At 64.1% G+C, this 24,333-nt stretch carries 25 protein-coding genes; 15 read left to right on the forward strand and 10 right to left on the reverse strand.

Annotated elements, in window-relative coordinates; translation table 11 throughout:
- Positions 1–44 precede the first annotated feature (44 nt).
- The 5 genes from BX591_RS30710 to speD all read left to right on the forward strand — a co-directional run bounded on the left by BX591_RS30710 (position 45) and on the right by speD (position 3,599).
- Positions 45–431, forward strand: coding sequence for a DUF350 domain-containing protein (locus tag BX591_RS30710; protein WP_111935079.1), 387 nt, complete (start codon positions 45–47; stop codon positions 429–431).
- Between the two features lie 65 nt (positions 432–496).
- Entirely contained in the window at positions 497–1,501 is a 1,005-nt protein-coding gene (locus BX591_RS30715; protein ID WP_111935080.1) for an SPFH domain-containing protein, read from the forward strand.
- Positions 1,502–1,510: 9 nt separating this feature from the next.
- Positions 1,511–3,052 carry a DUF4178 domain-containing protein gene (locus BX591_RS30720; protein WP_111935081.1) on the forward strand — a complete coding sequence of 514 codons (1,542 nt, stop codon included), beginning with the start codon at positions 1,511–1,513 and terminating at the stop codon, positions 3,050–3,052.
- A gap of 2 nt (positions 3,053–3,054) precedes the next feature.
- On the forward strand, positions 3,055–3,201 hold the full coding sequence (locus BX591_RS36645) for a hypothetical protein (RefSeq protein ID WP_167444649.1): 147 nt from the start codon (positions 3,055–3,057) through the stop codon (positions 3,199–3,201).
- Positions 3,198–3,599 (forward strand): adenosylmethionine decarboxylase, encoded by a 402-nt coding sequence (gene speD, locus BX591_RS30725; protein WP_244147170.1) that lies wholly within the window; start codon positions 3,198–3,200, stop codon positions 3,597–3,599. Before BX591_RS36645 ends, speD begins: the two co-directional genes overlap by 4 nt.
- A gap of 12 nt (positions 3,600–3,611) precedes the next feature.
- Here the strand turns inward: speD and BX591_RS30730 are convergent, their stop codons facing one another.
- Positions 3,612–5,087 (reverse strand): HD domain-containing phosphohydrolase, encoded by a 1,476-nt coding sequence (locus BX591_RS30730; RefSeq protein ID WP_111935082.1) that lies wholly within the window; start codon positions 5,085–5,087, stop codon positions 3,612–3,614.
- 81 nt (positions 5,088–5,168) lie between these two features.
- On the opposite strand from BX591_RS30730, the gene BX591_RS30735 reads away from it, so the two are divergent.
- Positions 5,169–5,312, forward strand: a complete 144-nt coding sequence (locus BX591_RS30735) for a hypothetical protein (RefSeq protein ID WP_176343141.1) — start codon at positions 5,169–5,171, stop codon at positions 5,310–5,312.
- A gap of 110 nt (positions 5,313–5,422) precedes the next feature.
- On the opposite strand, the gene BX591_RS30740 is transcribed toward BX591_RS30735, so the two are convergent.
- The 5 genes from BX591_RS30740 to BX591_RS30760 are packed head-to-tail and all read right to left on the reverse strand — an operon-like array spanning position 5,423 to position 10,920.
- On the reverse strand, positions 5,423–6,883 hold the full coding sequence (locus BX591_RS30740) for an efflux transporter outer membrane subunit (RefSeq protein WP_111935083.1): 1,461 nt from the start codon (positions 6,881–6,883) through the stop codon (positions 5,423–5,425).
- Positions 6,880–7,929, reverse strand: coding sequence for an efflux RND transporter periplasmic adaptor subunit (locus tag BX591_RS30745; RefSeq protein WP_111935084.1), 1,050 nt, complete (start codon positions 7,927–7,929; stop codon positions 6,880–6,882). Before BX591_RS30745 ends, BX591_RS30740 begins: the two co-directional genes overlap by 4 nt.
- Positions 7,926–8,135 carry a DUF1656 domain-containing protein gene (locus BX591_RS30750; protein ID WP_035561322.1) on the reverse strand — a complete coding sequence of 70 codons (210 nt, stop codon included), beginning with the start codon at positions 8,133–8,135 and terminating at the stop codon, positions 7,926–7,928. Before BX591_RS30750 ends, BX591_RS30745 begins: the two co-directional genes overlap by 4 nt.
- 46 nt (positions 8,136–8,181) lie before the next feature.
- Positions 8,182–10,284 carry an FUSC family protein gene (locus tag BX591_RS30755; protein ID WP_111935085.1) on the reverse strand — a complete coding sequence of 701 codons (2,103 nt, stop codon included), beginning with the start codon at positions 10,282–10,284 and terminating at the stop codon, positions 8,182–8,184.
- Positions 10,285–10,290: 6 nt separating this feature from the next.
- The gene (locus BX591_RS30760; RefSeq protein ID WP_111935086.1) at positions 10,291–10,920 is read right to left on the reverse strand and encodes a MarR family winged helix-turn-helix transcriptional regulator; all 630 of its coding nucleotides are present in this window, start codon (positions 10,918–10,920) and stop codon (positions 10,291–10,293) included.
- Between the two features lie 221 nt (positions 10,921–11,141).
- Between BX591_RS30760 and BX591_RS30765 the strand changes: the two genes are divergently transcribed.
- The gene (locus BX591_RS30765) at positions 11,142–11,510 is read left to right on the forward strand and encodes a PAS domain-containing protein (protein ID WP_111935122.1); all 369 of its coding nucleotides are present in this window, start codon (positions 11,142–11,144) and stop codon (positions 11,508–11,510) included.
- Complete coding sequence (locus BX591_RS30770) at positions 11,510–12,787, forward strand: sensor domain-containing diguanylate cyclase (protein WP_111935087.1); 1,278 nt, start codon at positions 11,510–11,512, stop codon at positions 12,785–12,787. Before BX591_RS30765 ends, BX591_RS30770 begins: the two co-directional genes overlap by 1 nt.
- Before the next feature lie 57 nt (positions 12,788–12,844).
- On the opposite strand, the gene BX591_RS30775 is transcribed toward BX591_RS30770, so the two are convergent.
- The 3 genes from BX591_RS30775 to BX591_RS30785 all read right to left on the reverse strand — a co-directional run bounded on the left by BX591_RS30775 (position 12,845) and on the right by BX591_RS30785 (position 17,044).
- Entirely contained in the window at positions 12,845–14,503 is a 1,659-nt protein-coding gene (locus BX591_RS30775) for an ATP-binding protein (RefSeq protein WP_111935088.1), read from the reverse strand.
- A 7-nt stretch (positions 14,504–14,510) separates the two neighbouring features.
- Entirely contained in the window at positions 14,511–16,022 is a 1,512-nt protein-coding gene (locus BX591_RS30780; RefSeq protein WP_111935089.1) for an ATPase domain-containing protein, read from the reverse strand.
- Positions 16,023–16,135: 113 nt separating this feature from the next.
- The gene (locus BX591_RS30785; RefSeq protein ID WP_111935090.1) at positions 16,136–17,044 is read right to left on the reverse strand and encodes a LysR family transcriptional regulator; all 909 of its coding nucleotides are present in this window, start codon (positions 17,042–17,044) and stop codon (positions 16,136–16,138) included.
- Between the two features lie 200 nt (positions 17,045–17,244).
- Here BX591_RS30785 and BX591_RS30790 point away from each other — a divergent pair, with 200 nt between their 5' ends.
- The 5 genes from BX591_RS30790 to BX591_RS30810 all read left to right on the forward strand — a co-directional run bounded on the left by BX591_RS30790 (position 17,245) and on the right by BX591_RS30810 (position 22,401).
- Positions 17,245–18,300 carry a porin gene (locus BX591_RS30790; RefSeq protein WP_111935091.1) on the forward strand — a complete coding sequence of 352 codons (1,056 nt, stop codon included), beginning with the start codon at positions 17,245–17,247 and terminating at the stop codon, positions 18,298–18,300.
- A 79-nt stretch (positions 18,301–18,379) separates the two neighbouring features.
- On the forward strand, positions 18,380–19,456 hold the full coding sequence (locus BX591_RS30795; protein ID WP_146749836.1) for an alpha/beta hydrolase: 1,077 nt from the start codon (positions 18,380–18,382) through the stop codon (positions 19,454–19,456).
- Entirely contained in the window at positions 19,453–20,811 is a 1,359-nt protein-coding gene (locus BX591_RS30800) for an MFS transporter (RefSeq protein WP_111935093.1), read from the forward strand. The genes BX591_RS30795 and BX591_RS30800 overlap by 4 nt, the downstream gene beginning before the upstream one ends.
- A gap of 20 nt (positions 20,812–20,831) precedes the next feature.
- Positions 20,832–21,836, forward strand: a complete 1,005-nt coding sequence (locus tag BX591_RS30805; RefSeq protein WP_111935094.1) for an alpha/beta fold hydrolase — start codon at positions 20,832–20,834, stop codon at positions 21,834–21,836.
- 109 nt (positions 21,837–21,945) lie between these two features.
- Positions 21,946–22,401: a hypothetical protein gene (locus BX591_RS30810; protein WP_111935095.1), complete on the forward strand. Its 456-nt coding sequence runs from the start codon at positions 21,946–21,948 to the stop codon at positions 22,399–22,401.
- Positions 22,402–22,446: 45 nt separating this feature from the next.
- Here the strand turns inward: BX591_RS30810 and BX591_RS30815 are convergent, their stop codons facing one another.
- On the reverse strand, positions 22,447–23,049 hold the full coding sequence (locus BX591_RS30815; RefSeq protein ID WP_111935096.1) for a histidine phosphatase family protein: 603 nt from the start codon (positions 23,047–23,049) through the stop codon (positions 22,447–22,449).
- Between the two features lie 250 nt (positions 23,050–23,299).
- Here BX591_RS30815 and BX591_RS30820 point away from each other — a divergent pair, with 250 nt between their 5' ends.
- Both BX591_RS30820 and BX591_RS30825 read left to right on the forward strand, forming a co-directional pair.
- Entirely contained in the window at positions 23,300–23,521 is a 222-nt protein-coding gene (locus tag BX591_RS30820; protein WP_111935097.1) for a CbtB domain-containing protein, read from the forward strand.
- A gap of 13 nt (positions 23,522–23,534) precedes the next feature.
- Positions 23,535–24,266, forward strand: a complete 732-nt coding sequence (locus tag BX591_RS30825) for a CbtA family protein (RefSeq protein ID WP_111935098.1) — start codon at positions 23,535–23,537, stop codon at positions 24,264–24,266.
- Positions 24,267–24,333 lie beyond the last annotated feature (67 nt).

Raw genomic sequence — 24,333 nt, forward strand, 5'->3', positions numbered from 1 at the left:
CGATTTACGCGCGCCGCCGCGACATACAAAATCCGGGGGATTAAATGGGTGATGCCTTTTCTTATGGGATTCATTTACTGTCGGCGTTTGTGCTGATCCTCGGATTCGCGGCAGTTTACCTCAAGGTCACGCCGTTCGACGAACTTGCGTTGATCCGCGAGGGCAACGTGGCGGCGTTGCTTTCCTTTGCCGGCGCGCTGGTCGGCTTCTGCCTGACGCTCGCGTCGAGCATTGCGCACAACTCCACGCTGTTGCTCGTGCTGGTCTGGGCATTCGGTGCGATGATCGTGCAGGTCGCCACTTATGCCGTACTCACGCGCTTATTGCCCGGCATGAACCATGCAATTGAAACGCGTAATAACGCAATGGGTGGATTGATGGGCGCGGCTTCGCTGGTGGTGGGTATTATCAATGCCGCCTGCCTGACGTAAATTCACATTCCACGCATTTTCATCTTAATGCCTGTCTGGCGGGCGCCTCGCGCGAGGAGTACACGATGAGTCTCGGTTCGTTTATTCGCAAGCAGTTTGTCGACGTCCTGCAATGGACGGAGGACAGTGACGGCGTATTGGCCTGGCGTTATCCGATGGAAGACCAGGAAATCCAGTACGGCGGCCAATTGACGGTGCGCGAGTCGCAAATGGCGCTGTTCGTCAACGAAGGCCGCATTGCCGACGTATTCGGCCCCGGCCTGTACACGCTGACCACGCGCACGCTGCCGTTGCTTACCAGTCTGCGCAATTGGGACAAGCTGTTCGAGTCGCCGTTCAAGTCCGACGTGTACTTCTTCAGCACCCGTTTGCAGCTCGGGCGCCGCTGGGGCACGCCGCAACCGGTTACGATCCGCGACAGCGAATTTGGTCTGGTGCAGGTGCGCGCGTTTGGCATCTATTCGTACCGGGTGGTCGACGTGCCGGCGTTTCATCGCGAGATCAGCGGCACACGCGGCGTTTATACCGTCGACGATCTCGAACAGCAATTGCGCAATCTGGTCGTGACGGCCATGAGCGTGGCGTTCGGTTCGGCCGACGTGGCGTTCGTGGATATGGCCGCGAATCAGGAGGTGCTGTCGCAACGCATCGGCCAGGCGCTCGCGCCGGTGTTCGCGCGTTACGGTGTGACGCTGGATTCGTTCACGGTGCAAAGCGTCTCGCTGCCGGACGCGTTGCAAAAGGCGCTGGATGCCCGCATCAGCGTCGGCGTGAGCGGCGATCTGAGCAAGTTCGCGCAGTACCAGGCCGCGCAATCCATTCCGCTCGCCGCGCAGAACGCGGGCGGCGTGGCGGGTGTCGGCGCGGGACTCGCGGCCGGCGCGGCGATCGCGCAAACCATGGCGGGCGCGCTGAACCAGACGCCAACGCCTGCGCCCGCACAGCCCGCCGCCGCCAACGACTACGTCGACCGCCTGCAGCAGCTCAAGACCTTGCTCGATAAAGGCCTCGTCACCGAAGACGACTATGCGAAGGCGAAAGCCGAGATCCTCGCGAAGCTGACGAAATAAGCGCACTCGATGTTCAGTACTTCGTGTCCACAATGCGGCGCACCGCTCGAATTCCGTTCCGCCGCGGCCGTGATGGCCGTGTGCGGATCGTGCCGCAGCACCTTGCTCAAACACGGCGAAGCGGTTGAACGCCTCGGCGAAATGGCCTCGGTGTTCGAGGACTATTCACCGCTGCAACTCGGCGCCACGGGCCGGTTTCACACGCGCTCTTTCACGCTGCTCGGCCGGATCCAGTTGCGCTACGACGCGGGCTACTGGAGCGAGTGGTACGCCACGTTCGACGACGGCACGTTCGGCTGGCTTTCGGATGCATCGGGCCAGTACGCGGTGACCACGCAGCGAGCGCTGGAGGATACCGAAACCGCCGCGCTGCCGTCTTTCGATTCGTTGAGCCCGGGCGTGCCCTTCGAATTCGACGGCAAGCGCTATCTCGCGTCGGACATCCGCACGGCGCAATGCGTGGGCGGCGAGGGCGAGTTGCCGTTTCGTGTCGGCGACGGTTGGCAGGCGCGGGTGGCTGACTTCCGCTACGAAGATCATTTCATCACGCTCGACTACGCCGACGCCGATCCGCAACACGGCAAGCCTGCGTTGTATTCGGGCGAATCGGTGGAACTCGCCGAACTCGCGTGTCAGGGCTTGCGCGACGAAGCGGAGATTCGCGAATCGGCCGGGCGCTATCGCGGCGACCTGGCGGCGTTCACGTGCCCGAGTTGCGGCGCGTCGCTCGATTGCCCGGTCGGCGTGGCCGATTATGTGATCTGCGGCTCGTGCCATGCGGGCGTGGATTGCAGCGCGCCGCAAGCCACGCTGTTTTCGAAAAAGCGCACACTCGAAGCGATCGACACCGCGTTGCCGCTCGGTGCGAGCGCAACCTTCGACGGCGCGAAGTACACGGTGCTCGGCCTGATGCGTTGCCGCACGCCGGACGGCGAATCCAGTTGGGACGAATACCTGCTGCACAACCTCGAACGCGGGTTCCTGTGGCAAGTGCACAGCGAAGGTCGCTGGGAGCGCGTGGAAGTGTTGAATCACTGGCCGATGATCAGCCAGAGCGGCCAGGTGCTCGACGACGGCAAGACCTATCGCGAGAGCGAGCACTATGTTTCCGAAGTGATCTATGTGGCGGGTGCGTTCAACTGGCGCGTGCAGGTGGGCGACAAGACATCGATCACGGATTTCGCGTGGCGCGACTTCAAGATGACCCGCGAAATCAGCGCCGACGAAATCGTCTGGTCGCGCGCCAGACCGCTGACCGGCAGCAAGGTTGCGCAACGGTTCGGCATGCCGGCACTGGCGGCGGCCGGTGCGGCGGCGAGCCGCCGTGCGACCCAGTCCAAGCGTAGCAGGAGCGACCTCGAACCGGCCAGGGAAGGTTTCACGACCGCCGGCTTCGGACCGTGGCCGTGGATCGGCACGGGTGTGATGGTGTTTGTCAACTTCGGCAAGCTGTTCGAGTTCGATGGCTCGACGGTGCTGGTGATTGTCGGCATCCTGGCCTTGTGGGCGCCCGAGTGGATCTGGCGCGCCTTTCACGACGAGCCGAGGTGAGCGTGAGACAGTTTTTATATGCGCTCTACGCGTTCGTGGTGATCGTCATGTTCAGTTGCACGTCGATGACTGGAAGCGGCGGAAGTGGCGGCGGTTATGGCGGAACATCGGCGCGTAGCGGATATTCGTCGTATGGGGCGCACAAGTGAACGGGGTGCTTCCGGTGTCGGAACTCGCGGCTGCGCCACGTGACGCGTATGGCGCGCATGTGCTGGCCGATCTGGGCGGGATCGCTGCCTACCTGTTACGCGATGCCCCTACGCTCGAATCGATTCTGGTGAAGGCGGCGAAACAAGCCGGCGCGCGCGTGTTGTCGGCGCATTTTCATCACTTCGGCGGCGAGCATGGCGTGACAGGTGTCGTGTTGCTCGCGGAGTCGCACATCACGATCCATACCTGGCCCGAGCATCGCTTCGCCGCACTCGATATCTTCATGTGCGGCAACGCTCGCCCCGACCAGGCGGTCGAGCGGATCGCGCTTGATTTGCAGGCTGAAGTGAAGAATCTTCGCACTTGCCAGCGAGGCATCGCGGGGTCGCCACGCTAACGGTTTTTCGCCTCAGATCAACCGCAGGGTCGAGGCTTTCAACGTAGCCGCCGCGCGCGTCGAACATTCAAGTTTGCGAAACACGCTTTCCACATGCGTGCGCACCGTGCTCGGACTCATCTGCAGTGTTTTGGCGACTTCCTTGTTGCTCGCGCCCTGGCTGATGTGGCGCAAGACCTCCACTTCGCGCGGCGACAGCAGCGCGGCACGCGCGGGCTTGACGCGCTCGGCGCCCGACTCGTAGCCGTCTTTCTCGCCGCTCAGCAGCGCATGGATCGAATCGGCATCGAAGCGGCCAGCCGCTGCTTCTTCATTGAGTACCGCCGCCGCTTCATCCGCCGACAACGCCGCCCGCCAGGGTCGTGGCGAGCGCAATGCCACCCAGCTCGCCGCCGCGGCCAGCACGCGCGCTTCGCGGCCGAGCATGGCGCCCGTCGCACCGCAAAAATAGCCCGAACCGTCGAGCCGTTCATAAGCCTGCGACGCGATCTCCGTTTCACGCGCGAGCGCGCCGATCTGCTTGCCGGCGCGCGCGGTCCAGTAAGGCACGAGCCGCACCTTTTCCCACGCTGCGGGTGAAAGCCGCCCCGGCGTGTTCCAGATCGCGTTCGAAACCGCCATGCGCCCCATGCCGTGAATCAGGCCGGCGAGATACGTGGCGTGCCGAACGTCGTCGTCGAAACCGAGGCGCTCGCAGCAGCCTGCCGCGGCTTCGGCCACGCGGCGCGAGTAGCCGGCCATCCACGGTAGTTTCAGATCGATCACGTCGGCGATGATTTCGGGTGCGGTGCCTCGCTGCATGGGCAGTGCGTCGAGCGGTTCGTCGCGTCCCGCCGCGCTGTGCTCGTCGAGTTCGGCGAGCCAGTCGGCGGCTTGCGCGAACGCGACCCGGGCGAGCGCGTCCGGATACTTATGGCCCGCCTTCTGCGCAATCAGTTTTTGCGCCGCGTCGAGGCCATACACGCGACTCAGAATCTCAAGGTCGCCTGCGAGTGCCACCAGAAACACGGCGTCGGGTACCCGCGCGCCCTCGAGTTTTTGCGGCAGACCGCCGCCGTCCCAAGCTTCGAAAATGTGCCGCAAAGCGGATTGGGTGGCGCCCGCGAGGCCGAGCATGCGCGCAATTTCCCCCGATACCTCACAGTGAATCTGCGCGAGCGGCGTGATCGTTGCTTCCAGCCGCCCCTGAGCTTCGGCCGCGCCAGCCCAGCCTGGCCGCATGGCAAGCATCGCTTCGCGGCCGCCGATGTCGTCACCCAGCATCGCCGAGAATCCCGACGCATTGGCCGTGCAACCCGACCAGCGCAGCAGCGAAACCTCCTTCACGACGCCGCATTGCGCGTCGTCATGGCCCGCCGCGGCCGCTAACCGCGCGGCCAGCCAACTGGTGCGCAGCGAGTGGTCCGTGGGCTGCCCCATGCTGAGATCGCCGATGAACGCCAGCGCCTTCACGGCGTCGAGCGCGCGGATTGTTGAAACGTCTGCCATAGGTGTCGACCTGTTCGTCCTGTGTTTCGTTTGCCGCGCCAAAACAAGCCGTCGTGGTTCGTGGAGACCGGGAAGGATCGCATGATTCTGACGGCGCTGCAGGACGCGACGGCGCAGCAGATCGGCGCGACGGTCATCAAGGTCGATGCAAGCCATGTCGCGATGCTGTCGAAGCCGACGGAAGTCGCGGCGGCGATCATCGCAGCGGCACGCGCCACGAAGTGAGTGGGCAGTGTGCTTGACGCTTGACGCTCGGCTCGCGTGAGTGAGTTGGCTGAAAAAAAGGCGTTGCCCGGGGTGCCCCGGCAACGCCTTTTTTGCCTTTCAGGGCACGCTCAAGGTGCTTTCGTGGTGGTCGGAGCCGACGCCGGCATCTCCCACCCGCCGCCCAGCGCGAGGAACAGATTGACCTGATCGATCGCGACCTGACCTTCCGCAGCCGCCACCTGAGATTTCGTCGACGTCAGCGTGCGCGTCGCATCCAGATCCGAAATGAACGACTCGCGCCCGGCGAGATACAGGCGATGCGTTTCATCGGCCGACTCGGCCGCCGACTTCAATGCGGCGCGCAACGCGTCGGCGCGTGCATAGTCCGATGCGTAAGTGGCGAGACTGGTTTCCGTCTCGCGCAAGGCGGTGAGCACCACGCCGTCGAACTTTGCGAGCGCGACCTGGCTCGAGGCTTCGGCTTCGCGAACGCGGCCGCGCGCGCCGTTCGCGGGGAAGGTCCAGCTAATCAGCGGACCGAAGCCCCAGCGCGCGGTAGGCGACGTGCCCAGGTCTTCGAGAACCCCCGTCAATCCCGCTGACGCGCCGATGCTTACGGTCGGATACAAGGCCCCGGTCGCCACGCCGATGCGCGCGGTGGAGGCCGCCAGTTGACGCTCGGCCTCCCGCACGTCGGGGCGGCGTTTGAGCAGCGCCGCGCCGTCGCCGACCGGAATCGGCTGGCGAATCTGCGGGAGCCGATCGCAAGCGAGCACGGCCGGCGGCAGGTCGGACGGCGCACGGGCGAGCAACGCCGCGAGCCGGTACTGGGCTATCTTGCGGCGTGCCGTATAGCGCGGAATATCCGCTGCCAGCGTATCGACCTGCGTTTGTCCACGCGTTACGTCCGGCTGATTGCCGCGACCCGCGTCGCGCAGACGTCGCGATACGTCCACGCGCTGCTTCTGTAACGCGAGCGACTGCTGCGCGACGCGGAGTTCTTCAGCCGCCGAACATTGATCGACGTATGAGCGCACGACGTCGGCGACCACGCTGATCCGGGCGAGATCGCCGGCGGCCTGGACGGACTCGGTGTCCGCCTGCGCCGCTTCCACGCCGCGCCGCAGCTTGCCGAACAGATCGATTTCGTACGAGATGCTGATGCCGATATCGCCTTCATTGACGACCGGCAGCTTTTCGGTGAGCAGGTACTGTTCGGCCGATTCCTGCGCGCGTTCGAGCAGCACCGAGCTTTTGCCGGAGAAGCCGCCTTGCGCCTGCGCGACGCCCAGCGCTTCACGCGAGCGCGCCAGGTTGGCCGCCGCGACGCGCAAATCCGTATTCGATTGCAGCGCCTGGTCGACCAGGCTGTTCAGCACGGGATCGTCGTAGAGTTGCCACCACACGGCCGGCACGTTCTGGCGCGACGTCAGCGCGGTGTCGGCGCCTTCGATCGGCGCATTGGCGAGCGGCGCGTTGATGAGCGCCTGCTTCGGCAGCGCATAGTTGGGACCGACGTTGATGCAGCCGTTGAGCGCGACGGCCAGCGGTAACAGTGGCAGGAACGGAAGAGCGCGCGACAGCTTCATTGCGATGCGCCCGAGATCACGGTGGCGGACGCCGTCCGTGCCGCCGGGCCGCTCGGCGCCGCTGACGCCGGCGACGTGGCCGACGCACCGCTCACCGGAACGCCCGCGCCCGAAGCCGTCGTTGCGGAAGCATCGACCGCCCCCGCAGCGTGTGTATCAGGATGCTTCTTGCCGATCGGCGACAGATCGCGTACCGACACGGTCGCCGTGCGCCCCGCGATCATGCGGAAATCGGCGGGCACTTCGTCGAGCGCGACGCGCACGGGAATGCGTTGTGCGAGGCGCACCCAGCTAAATGCCGGATTCACGTTCGGCAGCAGATTCGAGCCTTGCGTGCGGTCACGGTCTTCAATCGCGGCGACGATGCTTTGCACGTGGCCGCGCAGCACGTTCGGCTCGCCCATTACCGTGATATCGACCGGCTGGCCGATGTCGATGCCGCGCAGCTTGGTTTCCTCGAAATACCCGTCGACGCGGAACGAATGCATATCGACCACCGCGAGCACCGGGCGCCCCGCCGCGACGAATTCGCCGGTACGGGGTGCCCGATCGTTCAGATAGCCGTCCACGGGGCTTACGATGGTCGAGCGCTGCAGGTTCAGTTTCGCGGTGTCGATCGCGACGTTCGCATCGGCGAGCGCGGCTTCCCCCTGTTCGACGCGCGAGCGGCTTTCCTCATAGACCTCCGCGGCGACCAGGTTGCCGAGCTTGCGATTACGCGCGTCTTCGCGGCGCGCCTGATCGAGCGCGGCACGGCGTTGTTGCGCGTTCGCTTCCGCCTGACGCAACGCGAGCGTGTAGCGAGCCTGGTCGATCACGAACAGCACCTGGCCTTTGCTGACCTGCTGGTTGTCCACCACCTCGACGGACGAGATCAGTCCGGAGATATCCGGCGCGACCTGGATCACGTCCGCGCGCACGTGTCCGTCGCGAGTCCAGGGCGCGAACATGTAGTAGCCGACCAGTTTCCACAGCACCAGGGCGGCGGCTACGACGACGATCAGGGTCAGCAGAATTTGACCGACGGAGAACCAGGTTTTTTTCACGTTATTAGTCTGTGCGAAACGACGACGACAAGGCCCAGCACCAGCACATAGATGCCGAGATCGAAGATGGAGCGATGCCAGACGAAGCGGTAGAAGCCGACGCGCGCGAGCACGGTGCGCAAGGCCAGGTTGATCAGATAGGCGATCAACATCAGCACGAGCACAGCCGGCACGAACACGCCGAAAATATCGATTTCACCGATCATCGCGGGGAGAAGAAAAGGGTGGGGGACGGTTCACGAAATGCGCGCATCAGGCAGCGGCCTCCGGTTCGGGCGGCGTGGGTGTCATCAGCGTGGCCGGAAACAGCGAAAGACGCAAGCCGACCAGCGCGTGCAGCGCGTCGCGCAGGCGGCGCGCTGAGCTTTGCGACGTTGCGCTCGGTGCGGCGGCATTGGCGAGTCCTTGCGCGATGACACGCGCCATGGCGGCGTCGATCGACGCCATCAGACTGTCGGGCACCGGCTCGCGCTTGCGACGGTCGACGCAATTTTCGTAATACGCGCGCACGTCGTCGAGTACGTGATCGATTGCGGCCGGCGCTTCGCCGGCAAGCTTGCGGGTCACGCGGCGCAGATCGAGCGCGTTGAAGGCAATGCGCAGATCGCGGAAGCTTTCGATCGACGGGTGGCGATGATCGTCGGTGGCGGCCAGGCGTGGAATGAGCTGCATGAGGCGGTCGAGCATGCGCGCGGCAAGATTGCGCGGATCGTCGATCTGTCGTGTCGACGCCGTGAGCGCCACGTCGGCCCAACTCGAACGCAGCAGGCGCGAGGCCGCGAGTTCGGCGCCGAACGGGCGCGTGACGCGCGTCCACAGATAGGCGTACAGCAGGCCGGCGAGCCCCGCGAGATTGCTGTTCATGAAGATCAGGAAGTTCGCGTCGTACGCGTCCTGAATGCTGATGAACGTGGCGGTGTTCACCGCGACCAGCACCGTTGCCAGGTTGAACTGCGGACGCGGAATCAGCGTGCCGACGAAAATGAAGGGCGCCGCGAACATGATCACCAGCATCGGAAAATCGTGCACGTGCGGCAGCACGGCGAACAGATAGACACCCGCCGCCACCACGCTGATGGCGGTCGCCACGAAGAAGCGGAACACCATGGGCGCGGGTTCGTCGAGCGCGGCGAAGAAGCAGCACGCCACCGCCGCGAGCGTCACCGCGCCGGCGCCGTCGTTCCAGCCCGAGCTGATCCACAGGCTGCACGCGAGAATCACGGCCGCCGCCGCGGAGCCGGTCGAGAACAGCATGATGCCGCGATCGTAGAAGCGCTCGGTGCCGCCCAGCCGCCAATGGCGAAAACGCGGCCGCCACGAGCCTTCTTCGCGGGTGATGATGATGCGCAGCGAGCGGCAGTCCTGCCACACGTCGATCACCTGTTTCATGCGCCACAGTGCGTTCGAGAGCAGCGCGCCGTCCCAGTTCGCCAGCGCGGCGGGCGGCGGCTGCATGGCCGCGATGCGCGCGCGCAACGCGTCGGCGGCCGGATCCGGGTGATAGCCCGCGCTGACCGCAGGCATCGGCGCGTTGAACCATTTGATGACGTCGTTCAGCAGCGCTTCGAGCCCCTCGGGCCAGGTCTGGCGGCCGGAGTTATACAGCGCGATCAGCGGGTCGGCGAGCGACGACATGATCGGCAGCAGCAACTGCATGCGCCCGCGCAGTTCATGCGCGCGCGCCAGCACGTCGGGCCGCGTGTGGTCGTAGGCCAGTTGGCTCAACAACAGTTCCAGCCCGTTGATAATGGCCGCGAGCCGCTGCCGCGCGCCCGAAATCGCGGAACCGGCAATGCGGCCGGACAGCGTTTCGGTGGCGTAGAACGCGGCATCGCGAAACCACGCGTCGGTGCGTTCGATAATGGTCGGTGCGAGCCGGCTTGGAAACAGCGAGCTGCCCACAATGCTCGCGCAGACGATACCGAGCGTGATTTCTTCGGTGCGGCTCACCGCCAGATCGAACACGCCGGCGGGATTCGTGACCGACGGCAGCGCGATGATGGGCATGGTGTAGCCGGCCAGCAGGAACACATAGCTGCGCGCGGTGCGGTCGGACACCGCGAGATACAGCAGCGTGCCGGTCCATAACGCGACAATCACGCTGAACAGATACGGCGATTCGACGAAGGGCGGCACCAGCAGCACTGCCGCCGACGCACCCAGGGCCGTGCCGAGCGCGCGATAGAGCGCCTTGGAACGGGTTGCGCCGACAAACGGATTCGACACGATGTAAACGGTTGCCATCGCCCAGTAAGGTCGCGGCAGTTCGAGTGCAAGGCCGATGTAAAGCGCAATCATTGCCGCGGCGAAGGTCTTGACCGAAAACAGCCAGTCGCGAAGGGAGGGATAGACCATAAAACGTTACGCCGGATCGCCGGCGTCGTGCGGCGCGGCGGTGGGTGCTTTGCGTTTGGAAGATTTGCGCGCGGTCGTTTTGACGACTTTGGCGGCCTTGCTGGTATGGGTGGTTTTTGCGGCTTTGCGGGGTGTGCCGATTGCCCGCGTCCGCGCGCCGGGCGCGGGCGGCGCGGAGGACTCGGTTGTCGGATCCTCCCGTTCCGCCGCGTCTGATGTAAACGCTGCAAGCACCCGCAAGGTCGCCTCCAGATCGCTGCGCGACACGCCTTTCAGTGCTTGCGCGCGCAACGTGACCAGTTCCTCTTCCATTTTCGCGGTGACCCTGCGGCCTTCTTCGGTCAGCACCACGGTTTTCGCTCGACGGTCTTCGGGATCCTCGTCGCGGCGCATCAAGCCTGCCGCGCACAATTGATCGAGCAGCCGCACGAGCGACGGACCTTCGATACCGACGTGATCGGCCAGCGTGACCTGGCGCACCGCCGAGCCGAGCCGGCCGGCGGTCAACAGCGGCGTGGCGCACGCCTCCGAGACGTTGAAAGCCGCGAGCACGCCGTGGCTCGTGCGCCGCCATTTTCTGGCAGCCACGACCAGGGTGCTACTGACGGTGCGGCGCAATTTATCGAGGTTCGACATGGGCGGTATTGTATTTCTAAAAAATTCGTTAGCAAACTATTGAATTGCGATTTTTTTGTGACGCGATGAGATGAGAGGGGCAAGCAACGGGTGGTGGACGCGGGTCGCCCGCTGCCTTGCGGTATCTCCGGTAAACTTACGGCCGCTCATGTCGTTAACCGTATTGTTAGCCGGTTACGCGTTATCGATTTCCCAGCCGGCGGAATCTATTGGAAGACATCGTGACTCTGCAATTTGACAACGTGCCGCTCGCGGACCTGAACGCCGCCACCCGCGAGACGTTGGACGCGCTGCCGTTCGGCGTGATCGGTTTTGCCGCCGACGGCCGTGTGACCGTGTACAACGCATTCGAATCGGCGGGCGCGGGTTTACGCGCGGCGAACGTGCTGGGCCGTCACCTGTTCGACGAAGTCGCGCCGTGTATGAACAACTTCATGGTGGCGCAGCGTTTCGAAGACGAAGCCACGCTCGACGCCACGCTGCCGTACGTGCTGACCCTGCGCATGCGGCCCACGCCGGTGCGGCTGCGCCTGCTGCGCGGGCCCGACAGCGCGACGCGGTTCGTGCTGGTCGACCGTCAGGCGGCCTAGTGGACTCGCTCGACGACGAGGCATTGGAACAGCTCCAGGCGGAGCACGAAGCGCTGCTGTCGTTCGTGTACATGTCGCCGGTCGGCATTGTGCGCAGCGATCTGGCGGGCCGCATCGATATGATGAATCCGCTCGCCTCGCAATTGCTGATGCCGCTGGTCGGTGCGCACGGCATCGAGAATATTTTCGAAAGCCTGACGTCGGTCGCGCCGGAATTGCGCAACCTGGTTGAGAGTTTTACGGCCGGGCGCGGTGCGATCTGCGAACATCATCGGATCTTCGTGACGCCGGCGCATGAGCGCGCGGTGGTGTTGTCGTGTTCGATCATCAAGATCGGCGCCGATCTGCTGATGACGGTGCTCACCGACGTGTCGCGTCAGGTCGCCGCCGAACGTCGTGCGCGTCAGACCGAATCATGGCTTGCGGCGATCTACACGAACGTGAAGGACTTTTCGTTCTTCACGCTCGACGCGCAAGGCCGCGTGGAGAGCTGGAACGCTTCGGTCGAACGCGTGACGGGTTTCAGCGAAGCGGACGCGCTCGGTCATACGCTCGCGCGCTTCTATTCGCCGGGTCAATTTCCGCCGCACCGTTCGCCCGAACACCTGGCGTTTGCGCGCGACCAGGGCTGGCATATCGAAGAGTGCTGGTGCGAGACGCAACGCGGCGAGCGCTACTGGGGGCAAATTCTGGTCGCGGTTTCGCGCGAGGAAGATGGCGAGTTTTCCGGTTATACGGTCGTGCTGCGCGACATCACCGAACGCAAAATCACCGCCGACAACCTCCAACGCCTGCTCACCACGGATCATCTAACGGGCGCATCGAGCCGTGCGCATTTCTTCGAAGTGGCCGAAGCGGAAATCGCGCGGGCGAAGCGCGACGGCGACGCGTTGTCGCTGGTCATGCTGGACGCCGATCACTTCAAGCGGATCAACGACACGGCCGGCCATCTGGCCGGCGACGAAGTGCTCAAGCGGGTCGTCAGCGAGGCGACCCAATTGCTGCGTCCGCAGGATCTGTTCGCCCGTCTCGGCGGCGAGGAGTTCGTGCTGATGCTGAGTGGCGCCGACGCACAGCAGGCGGCGCAGGTGGCTGAACGCTTGCGCGCGGCGGTGGAAGCGGCGCGGGTCGACACGGTGGCGGGAGAGGTGCGGGTAACCGTGAGTCTCGGTTGCGTGACGCTCAGCGAATCGCGCGCCACGCTGCAAGCGTTGTTGCATGCCGCGGACCAGGCGCTCTACGAGGCCAAAAGCGCGGGACGTAACTGCGTGCGGTGAGATGAATCCGTGCGGAGGTGTGCCGTGGGCGAATCTGGCTGTAAATCACGCTATGAATCACGCAGCCAGTCCGAGCCGCACCGTGCGCGCCAGATCGTCCAGTTGAAACGGCTTGCGCAGAATCGTGCAGCGTTTCACCGCCAGCCCGGAAATATCCACATCCGCGTAACCGGTTGCGAGAATCACCGGTAAGTCCTCGCGCATCTTGCGCGCTTCCGCGATGACGTCGATGCCGTTCATGCCCGGCATCGCGAAGTCGACCATCAGCAGGTCCGGCTTGTCGCTCTCCAGGCGATTCAGTCCGGCGCGGCCGTCCGCGGCTTCCGTCACGGTGTAGCCGAGCATGCGCAGCGACTCGACCAGCATGGCGCGCACTTCGCCATCGTCTTCCACCACGAGCACCCGTTTTTCGCCGACGGCATTCTGTTCGATGTCGTAAGCCGCTTCGTTTTGCGGGGCCACGCGCTCGCGCAAGGGCAGCCAGATCTCCACGGTGGTGCCGGCGCCTTCCTCGCTGAACAGGCGCGCGGTGCCGCCCGCCTGCCTCGCGATGCCGTAGACCTGGCTCAAGCCGAGTCCGGTGCCTTTGCCGATCGGCTTGGTGGTGAAGAAGGGATCGAATACGCGCGAGACCACATCGGCGGGCACGCCCGAACCGGTGTCGATCACTTCGAGCACGACGTAACGGCCGTCCGCGAGGGTTGCGTCGGGCGCCGCGCGCTGTTTGACGTGAATGCTGAGTTGGCCGCCGCCCGGCATCGCGTCGCGCGCGTTGATCGCGAGATTCAGAATGGCCAGTTCGAGCTGGTTGGCGTCCGCTTCGGTCCACATCTCTTCGCCTTCGATTTCGTTGGCGTAACGGATACTGGATCCGAGCGAGACTGTGATGATGTCGCGCATGCCCTGCAGTAATGCGACCACGTCCACGGCTTTGAGATCGAGGTTGCTGTTGCGCGAGAAAGTCAGCAACTGGCCGGTCAGTTTCGCGCCGCGCTCGGTTGCGCGTTTGACCGTGCCGGCCATGCCGCGAATGCGCTCGTCGCCGCTCACCCGCGCGATCAGCTCCGCGTTGACCATGATCACGTTGAGCAGATTGTTGAAGTCGTGCGCAATGCCGCCGGTGAGTTGCCCGAGCGCTTCCATCTTCTGCGATTGCACCAGCACCGCCTGCACTTTGGCGCGCTCGTGAATCTCCGTCATGAGCCGATTGTTGGCGGACGCGAGTTCGTGAGTGCGTTCGGCAATCCGGCTTTCCAATGAGTCGTTCAACTGCACCAGCGCGTTCTGCGCCTCGATCCGTTCGGCCAGATGGCGACGCGATTCGTATTGTCGCGCCCGCGCCCGCAGCGACGACGCCACCGCGCGCCGCAGTGTTTCCGAATTCAACGGGCGTTCGAGCACCACCACGTTGCCGAGTTGCTCGAGCACGGCGAGTCCGCGCGCGGAGCGGTGCCCGACTCGCGACGCGGCCAGCAGGATAAAGGGGAAATCGGACCAGGCGGGTTGCTGCTTGAGCCAGTCGAATAAACGCGACGCATGGTGATCCGCAAGCGCTTCCTCGGCAATCAGCGCGCTGCCCGCGCCGGCGTCCAGCGCTTCGGTCAGCGCCTCTGCGCTGCGGCAGGCGACGCAGACGCGCTGGTCTTTGTGCAGCACTTCGGCAATCACATCGGCGTCGCGGCCGAACGGCGCCAGGATAAGGACGCGTTGCTCCATAACCTGACTACCTCGACGTGTCGATGACGTTGGGCTTGGCGCCGAGCAGCGCGGTGCTGCCGCGATACGCCGGCAGGCCGGACAGGACGCCTTCGAAGTCGCGTAGCGCCTCGCCCACCTCCACGCCGTTGGTGCTGATCCGGAATTGACGGATCGAGCGTTCGTGCGCACTGGCGCGACTCTTCACTGCGGTCACCGCGGTCAGCACTTCGCCGCGGTGCTCGAAATAGCGGAACAGCACGACCACGTCGCTGAGATAGCTGATGTCGATATCGGTCTGCACCTCGCCGATGATGCCGTGCTGCCCCAGCACGAGCATCGTGACGACGCCCTGCTGGTTCAGATAGCCGAGCAACTCGTGCATTTGCAGCAGCAGATAACGCTCGCCGGGCATGGCCTGCAAATAGGCATTCAAACTGTCGATAGCGACGTATCTGGCGCCCTTTTCGACCGAGTTGCGCACGTCGCTCGCGAATTCGCCCGGCGAGATTTCCGCTGGATCGATCTGGCGCAGCGTCAGCAGGCCACTTTCCACGTGCGGCGCGAGATACATGCCCAGCGTCGTGCAACGAGCGATCAGCGTCGTAAGCGTTTCGTCGAACACGTAGTAGACGCAACGTTCACCGCGCTCCAATGCGGCGATCAGACACGACACCACGGTCGTGGTTTTGCCGACTCCCGACGGGCCGATTATCAGCGCGTTGGTGCCAGGAAGCAGGCCGCCGCCGAGCAGCGCATCGAGGCCGGGCGTGCCGGTACTTTGCACGTCGGTAAGGAAGTCTGCGCGGTGTTCGGCGGCAACCAGCCGCGGATATACGTGAATGCCGCCCGTGTCGAGGGAGAAGTCGTGATAGCCCTCGCGGAACTTGATACCGCGCATCTTGGCGACGCGCATGCGCCGACGGCTGCCGCCATAGTCGTGCACGACGTTGTCGAGCGAGATCACGCCGTGTGCGATGCTGTGCAGTTGCACGTCGCGAGGATCGGCCGCGTTGTCGTCGAGCAGCAGTACCGTGCAATCGCGGGTCGCGAAGTAGCGTTTGAGCGCGAGAATCTGCCGCCGGTAGCGCAATGGGTTCTGCGACAGCAGACGCAACTCCGAAAGACTGTCGAGCACGATGCGCGCGGGTTTGAGTTCATCGACCTGCTGAATCACGCTGCGCACGGTCTCGCCGAGTTCGACTTCGGCCGGGTGCAGCACGGTCTGCTCGTACTGCGGGTCGAGGCCTTCGTCGGAAAGCAATTCGAGGATCGTAAACCGGCTGATATCCCAGCCGTGGCTCTCGGCGACCGAAATCAATTCATTGCGGGTCTCGGAGAGCGTGATGTACAGGCCGACTTGTCCTTCCTCGACACCCTCAAGTAAGAATTGCAACGCCAGGGTGGTTTTACCTGTACCCGGTGCGCCCTCGACGAGATACATGCGATATGGCGTGAAACCGCCTCCGAGGATGTCGTCGATGCCTTCGATACCTGAGGAAAGACGGCCATTGGGACTAGCGGCGAGTTTGTTTGACATGGCGTGTGGTTCGCGTCATTGGATGGTCGGCAATACCTGTCCGGTACGACGAGAGCGCAATTAGCGTGCCTATTTACACCGCCGAAACTGCGGCCCGCGCGAGCGGCCGCGACCTACTTGTGTGCGCGCGCCATCACCAACTGAACAAAGCGCGTCGCCGCGCTGTTTTGCAACGCCGCCGGGTAGGCCAGATGCAAGGGCGCACTCAGCCTGGAGGGATTGGCGAGCGTGCAATAGACGGTGCCCACCTGGTCGTAGCGTTGCATCGAGGCAGGCACTAGCGTTACGCCTAAACCCGCCGCGACGAGATTGATGCCGGACACCATGCGCGGCACTTCACGCGCGATACGCGGCACGAAGCCGGCTTGCCGGCACGCGGCGAGGATGTCGGCATACATGCCGGGGGCGCCCGGCCGCCGGACCAGAATGAAGTCCTCTTGCGCCAGCGCTTTCAACGACACCTGTGGGCGTTTTTTGCCCACGCCTTTCAGCAGCGCATGCCCCGCCGGCAATACCACGACCATGGGCTCATCGAGCAGGAGTTCGAACGCCACGCCCTCGCGCGCGTCGACCGGTTTGCGGAGAAACGCGGCCTGAATCTGCCCTGCGGCCAGACGCTCCATGATTTCCGCCGCGTTGAGCTCGGCCAGCTCCACGGCCACCTCCGGGCACACCGCCCGGAACGCGCGGATCGCCTCGGTCGTGAAGGGATGAAACGCGGCCGAACTGGTCAGCCCGATCGAAATCGTGCCGAGCTCGCCACGTGCGATCCGATTCGCCTTTTCCACTGACTGCTGAAGGTCGTGCAACAGGCGTTGCGCGTCTTCCGCAAAGGCCCGGCCTGCCGGTGTCAGCGTCACGCCGCGCGGCATGCGCACGAACAGCTCGAAGCCGATCTCTTCTTCCAGCGCGCGAATCTGCTGCGATAGCGGCGGTTGCTGCATGGCCAGTCGCTCGGCGGCGCGGGTGAATTGGCCTTCTTCGGCGACCGCCAGAAAGTAACGCAGATGACGCAGTTCCATGATGTTCCGTCTCCTGGCCGTGTAGTTCAGGCCACCCCGTTACCATATTCATTAAATATGGGTGGTGCGTAAAACAGGTATTTTACATTTACCACGGTCAATCCTACGATCTCGCTCATCGCATCGATCGATGCCTGCGCTGCCTCAGACAAACACGCCGGCTACGTTGCGACATAAAACAAAATCGACTGGAGACGTCAGTGAAAAAACAATATGCAGTGGCCGCATTGGCCATGGCGGGTTGCGCGGGCGCGCATGCTCAGGCCTCGGTTACGTTGTACGGCCTGATCGACACCAACCTCGAATTTCTCAACCATGCGGGCGCGAGCGGCGGCTCGCTGGTGCGCGAGAATTCCGGCGGCCTGAGCAATTCGCGCTTCGGCTTTCGCGGCACGGAAGACCTCGGCGGCGGCAACAAGGCGTTCTTTATTCTCGAGGCCGGATTCAACGGTAACGACGGTACCAACGCTACCGCCGGTGTGCTGTTCAATCGGACCGCGGCGGTGGGTGTCGCGAATGACGCCTACGGCGCGTTGTCGGCGGGTTTGCAGTACACCGCCATGTACGACACGCTGATCAAATACGACCCGATGGTGTTCGGCCAGCAGTACACGTGGATGCCCACCACCGGTTCCGCGGACAGTTTTTCGTTCAAGGCACGCGTGAACAATTCGGTCAAGTACGTGGGCCACTTCGGCGGTTTGACGGCCACGGGCGTGTACAGCTTCGGCGGCACGGCGGATTCGTTTCAGAGCAGCGCGGCCTATGGCGGTGCGCTCGACTACGATAGCGGCAGCTTCGCCGCGGCGCTCGCCTACGACTACCGTAACGGCGCGATTAATTCCACCGGCATGTGGACCAAATCGCGCAACTGGAGTGCGTCCGCACGTGAGCAGGTCGGCGACCTCACGGTGTTGGGCGGCTACGAGCACTATCTGTACAACCCGACCAAGGGCGCGACGGTGTCGTCGGCACTGTGGTTCGGCGGGGTGCGTTATCTGATCGCGCCGCAGTTTCGCGTGACGGTCGCGGAGTACTACCAGACCAACAAGGCGGCCAACGTGTCGAACTCATTGATGAGCGTGCTGGGTGCGGACTATATTCTGTCGAAGCGAACCGATGTGTATGCAACCGTCGCCTACGCCGCGTCCACGCGCTACGCCAACGACAAATACACGCCGGTCGGGTTGACGAGCGACACCGCGTTCGGTCCGAACCAGACCGGCGTGACGCTCGGTATTCGCCACCGGTTCTGAGCATTTGACTTCTCAACGACGGATTCGACGATGCGCCGCGTTCAAGAAAGACAGCGCACGGTAATCAGGAGCTAGCGGCATGACCTTTTCTCTCTCTCGACGCACCGCGACGTTATGCGCCGCAGCAGGCGTGGCCGTGTTTGCGGCACTCGTGCAACCGGCGTGGGCGGCACACGCGTACAAGGCGCATCTGAGGCCGGTCGCGGTGATCTCCGACACGCGGTTCTCGATCGATACGCCGCTCGGGCATGCCGAATTTCCGCTGTATCTGTCGAAGGACTGGAACGTCGCGCAGCCCCAGGTGACGCGTGCGGTGATCGTGATACACGGCAAACTGCGCAACGCGGACGTGTACTACCGTACCGCGCAGAACGCCCGCGACGCTGCGCATGCCGATCCCGACACCACGCTGCTGATCGCGCCGCAATTCCTCGCCAATCTCGACCTGCGCGTGCACGATGAACCCGCCGACATGCTGCGCTGGACCGGCGACGCATGGATGGGCGGCGAAGCGGCAAACGCGCCGTTGCCGATCGGTTCCTACGAGGTGCTGGACGCGATCGTCGCACGTCTGGCCGATCGCAAGCTGTTTCCGAACCTGCGCCATGTGGTGTTTGCCGGCCATTCCGGCGGCGGCCAGGTGGTACAGCGCTACGCGGTCGCGGGGCGCAACATCGCCGCGCTGACCGGCGCGGGCATCGACGTGCGATACGTGGTGGCGAGTCCGTCCACCTACGCTTACTTCGACGCATCGAGGCCTAACGCTCAAGGTGTCGCCGCGCCGTTCGACGCCGCGCAATGTCCCGACTTCAATCAATGGAAGTACGGCATGGACAACCGGCCGCCGTATCTCGGCGATCGTTCGCCCGCGCAACTCGAAGCGGGCTATGCGGCGCGCCGGATCGACTATCTGGTCGGCGGCGCGGACGACGATCCCCAGCAAAGCGCGCTCGATAGATCCTGCGCGGCGGAGGCGCAAGGGCCGCAGCGCGTGGCGCGCGCGACCGCGTATTACGCGTATATGCAGTCGCGTCATCCGCAGGGTTTGAATCAGAGTTTTCATGTCGTGCCGGGCGTCGGTCATGATGGTGCGCGAATGTTGACGTCGGTGTGCGCGTTGTCGGCCATGTTCGGTACGCGGGGGTGCGAGCCATGAGCGAGGCAGCCTTCAATCGACGCGAAGATGAGATCACCCGCGCCGACCCTTCGAGCGCACTGAGTCCGGCCATGGTGCGTCGCGCGATCTTCGCGTCCGTGCTCGGCAACGGCCTCGAATGGTTCGACTTTCTGATCTACGGTTACTTCGCGAAGATCATCGCGCAAGTGTTCTTTCCTGGCGGCAGCGGCTTCGTGTCGATCATGCTGACGCTCGCCACGTTCGCCGTCGGCTTCGTCGTGCGGCCGATCGGCGGCATTCTGCTCGGCATTTACGCGGACCGGGCGGGGCGTCGCAAGGCGCTCTCGCTGCTGATCATTTCGATGGCGGCCAGCACGCTGCTGATGGGACTCACGCCGAGCTATGCGCGGATCGGTATCGCGGCGCCGCTGCTGGTAGTACTGGCGCGTTTGCTGCAAGGGCTCTCGGTGGGTGGGCAGTTCGCGACGGCGTCCGCGATGCTGGTCGAGTATGCGCCGCCGCACAAGAAGATGTTCTATGGCAGCTTCAACATGTCGGCGCAGGCGTTCGCGTTGCTGCTGTCGTCAGGCGTTGGCTATCTGCTGACCACGCAGTTGACGCATGAACAACTGGTGGCCTGGGGCTGGCGTTTGCCGTTTCTGTTCGGCGCGCTGGCCGGGCCGTTCGGTTTTTATATCCGGCATCGCGTGGCCGAGTCGCCCGAGTTCGAGCGGCTGCTTCAGCATCAGGAGAAGCCGCCGCGCGTGACCGTCCGGCAGTTCTTCCGCGATAACGGTGACGCGGCGATCTGCGCGATGGGCGTGATCATCGTCGGGGCGGCGACGAATTACGTGTGGCACTCTTATCTGTCCGTGTATGTCGAGCGGCAATTGCATTTGCCGTTGTCGACCGCGTTGCTCGGTGCGTTCGTGTCGGGCGTGTTAAATCTGTTTCTGTTTCCGCTGTCGGGCAAGCTCGCCGATCGTTACGGCGCGTACCGCTTGTTCTATCCGATCGTGATTGCGTGGATGGTGTGCGTGTATCCGCTCTATCACTTCGTCGTGACCGATCCGACGCCGGGGCATCTGTTCATCGCGCAGATGGTGGCCACGGTGTTTCTCGCGGCGATGTCCGGCGCGCATCCTGGCATGCTCGCGACGCTGTTCCCGGTGCGTAGCCGCTCGGCCGGCGTCGCGCTGTCGTACAACATCGCGGTGACGTTGTTCGGCGGCATGGCGCCGCTCACTATTACCGGGTTGACGCACTTGACGGGCAGCAGTCTTACGCCGGCGTTCTACCTGATTTTTGCCGGTTTCGTGTCGCTGGCGATGGTGTATTTCACGCGTGCCGGGCGAGCGCACGGCAACGTGGCGGCGAGGGCCGCCACTCATTAGATCAACCACGAGCCTATTGCATGACCCAGTCTTTAAACACGGACGACGAACGCGCACCGAATGAACGTCCGGTCGCGGTAGTGGCGAGCCGCCATCTGAACGTCACGACACCTGCCGGCAGCGGCACGGTGCCGGTCTTCACGAATGGCGACTGGCTTGCGCCGCCGCGCGACGTCCGCCGCGCGGTGATTCTGATTCACGGACGTTTGCGCAACGGCGATACGTACTTCGACCTGGCGCAGCGGGCCTGCGAGCTAGCCGGCGGCAGCGCGGACGACACGCTGCTGATCGTGCCACAGTTTCTCGCCAGTGCCGACGTGGCGGTGCATGCCGTGCCGCCTTCCACGTTGCATTGGGAGTGGATCGGCTGGATGGGCGGCGACAACGCCGTCGGGCCGGCGCCGCTCAGTTCGTTCGATGTACTCGACGCCATTCTGCACACGCTCGCCGCGCGCGAGCAGTTTGCGTCGCTGACCGAGGTAGTGGTTGCGGGGCATTCGGGCGGCGGCCAGGTCGTGCAACGCTACGCGGTGGTCGCGCGCGGCGATGCGCCGCTCATGGCGCGCGGTATTGCGCTGCGCTACGTGGTGGCGAATCCCTCGTCGTATGTGTATTTCGATGCGATGAGGCCGGGGGCGGCGGGTGAATTCGCGGCGTTCGACGCGGCGCTGTGTCCGTCGTTCAATCGCTGGAAGTATGGGCTTGAGGATCTGCCCGCGTATGCCGGCGGCGAGGGTGACGCGGCCGGGCTCGAAGCGCGGTATGCGCAGCGTGAGGTCACCGTGCTGCTGGGTGGCGCGGATTGCGATCCACAGCATCCGGCGCTCGACCGGTCTTGTGCGGCGATGACACAGGGGGAACACCGGTTGGAGCGTGGACTCGCTTACGCGCGGTATATGGCGTTGCGGCATCCCGCTGGGCTGGCGATGCATCGCACGTTGGTGATCGACGGTGTCGGGCACGACGCCAAGGGCATTTTTGCGTCGCCGCAAGGGCGCGCGGCGTTGTTCGGTGACGGAGCGTGACGGGATACTGAGCGGGCGGTGGATAGGGCTCTGATTACGGCTCTGATAGGCATGCGTCGTGCTACTCCTGATCGCGGTAGTGCTCCCACTTCTGGAAGGACCATGCGACATGAACAGGACTCGACACATCCCGGCCGCGCTCGCCGCTGCATCGTTATCTGCATGGCTGGGTGTGGTTTTGCCATGCAGTAACGCTTATGCCGACGACGCCCCCAGCCCTTGCGCCGCGCTCAAACGCATCGTGGCGGCCGCACCGGGCGGCTTGTCCTCGCTGACACCCGACGACGGCAAAGGCGTCGCGCAACCCTATGGCGACGACGCGCAATGTTCCGCCAGTCACGGCAGCTATCAATGCATGTGGACGCCGCACCACGACGCGGGTTCGAACGCGGATGCACTGCAAGCCGTCGCGGCCGACGTCGCTTCCTGTTTGCCGGAGGCGACGCACGATCAGAATTCGCCGGGACGTCAGCACTTTTATGTCGGTGCACCGGGCAAACGGACCGAGATCACGCTCGCGCCGACGGGCTCGAACAAGTTGCGGCTGGTTGTGTCGGGCAAGTAATCGGCGAGTAGATGGCGCGGCTCCGCTCGAGCGGAACCGCGGTGGCTAGCGCGACGCTGGCCACCAGGTCCAGCCACGCCGCGAGCGTCGCAATTCGATCACCGAGAGCGGCGCGATTTCGATGCGTGGAAACACGGCGGGCGCAGCACCGAGCACGGAGACGATCGCTGCCCGCAACACCGGCGCATGCGTGATGGCGACCACGTTATGAGTCTGGTTGGCCTGGGATGCGTGGCTCATTCGTTCATTCAGCGCTTCCAGCCATTCCTCTATTCGCTTCACAAGCTGGCTGAACGACTCGCCGCCGTGCGGCGCGGCGTCCGGGTCGCGGGTCCATGCGGCGAGCTCATGAGGCGCTTCGGTCATGAGATCGGCGAGGCGTCGGCCGTGCCAATTGCCGTAGTTCATATCGGCCAGGTGCGCGTCGACTGTCGCCGTCAGGCCTAAGGCCGAGGCCGTTTCGCGCGCGCAGGCGGCGGGGCTGACGAAGGCGGTGGCATCGTCGGGAATCGACAGGAGCGAACGCGCGGCGCGGATTTCGGCGAGACCGCGTGGGTCGAGTGGAGCAAGTGGGTCGGCGACGGGAAAGCGGCCGGCACGCATCGCGGCGGTCGAGGCGTGGCTAATCAGTAATAGCCGAATGTCCATACCGATGGTTTCCTTGCGTTTCCTCGGACCGGGAGCCCGGACCGAAGCCATGTACTCGCGCATTAGTTCTGCGTTGCTGAAGGCCGGAGTTTAACGCGTAGAATAGCGGCACTGCGAAGCTCGGAAGCCGGTGGAAGCCCGGCGCGGTCGCGCCACTGTAATTGGCCTTTACTGCCAAAAGCCAGACCTGAGCTTGGCGCACTTCCTCTGTAATCGACTATCGGGGCGCGTTACCCCAGGAGATGTCACCATGACTGAAGCCGTTCTCAAATCCGGCAATCCGGCTGTCGCTCAGCCCACGCCGATTCCCTTGCGCGAGTTGCTGCCGTGGATCGTATTCGGCGGTTTGCTGTTACTGCTCGCTATTTACTTCGTTGGTGCGGAAGAGGGGGCCACCTCGCTGGTGCCCGGCATGTACGTGCATGAGTTCGTGCACGACGGCCGCCATCTGCTCGGCTTTCCTTGCCACTAACGGAGCATTGAACATGGTTGGTAAATTGTTGGTGCGCGGCATGCTTGCAGGCATCGCTGCAGGGTTACTCACGTTCAGCTTCGCCAAAGTGGTAGGCGAGCCGCAGGTCGATCAGGCGATTTCCTTCGAGGAAAAAGCCGATGCCGCCAAGGGCGAAGCCCCCGAGCCGGAAATCGTGAGTCGCGAGACGCAGGCGGGCCTCGGTCTGTTGACGGGTGTGGTGACGTATGGCGCGGCGATCGGCGGATTGTTTTCGCTGGTGTTTGCGTTCGCGTATGGACGTGTCGGCGTGGTGAGTGCGCGGGCGTTGTCAGCGTGGCTTGCGCTCGGTGCATTCATCACGATCGTGATCGTGCCGAATATCAAGTATCCGGCGAACCCGCCTTCGGTCGGCGATCCTGAAACGATCGGCGCGCGTACCGGTTTGTTCTTCCTGATGATCGCGATTTCGCTAGCGGCGATGGTGTTTTCGTTGAAAGTGCGGCGTCGGTTGGCCGTGCAACTCGGCGCATGGAATGGCTCGATCGTGGCGGCCGTGGTGTTCGTCGTGATGATTGCCGCCGTGCAGCTTTCCATGCCGGTGATCAATGAAGTGCCGGCGGCTTTCCCGGCTGTGCTGCTGTGGAAGTTCCGCGTTGCCGCGATCGGGATGCAGGTCATTATGTGGACGACGATTGGGCTGCTGTTCGGCGCATTGGTCGAACGAAGCGCGTTTGTGCGGCCGATCGGGCGGGCGGCGGTTTAGTCGTTCCGGTTGGCGGTGTGCCGTGCGCAGCGCTTGAGAAGGTAGTCCGATCAAGGAGTTGCGGCGG

The organism is Paraburkholderia bryophila (assembly GCF_003269035.1).
In the GTDB taxonomy this organism is placed as follows: Bacteria; Pseudomonadota; Gammaproteobacteria; order Burkholderiales; family Burkholderiaceae; genus Paraburkholderia; species Paraburkholderia bryophila.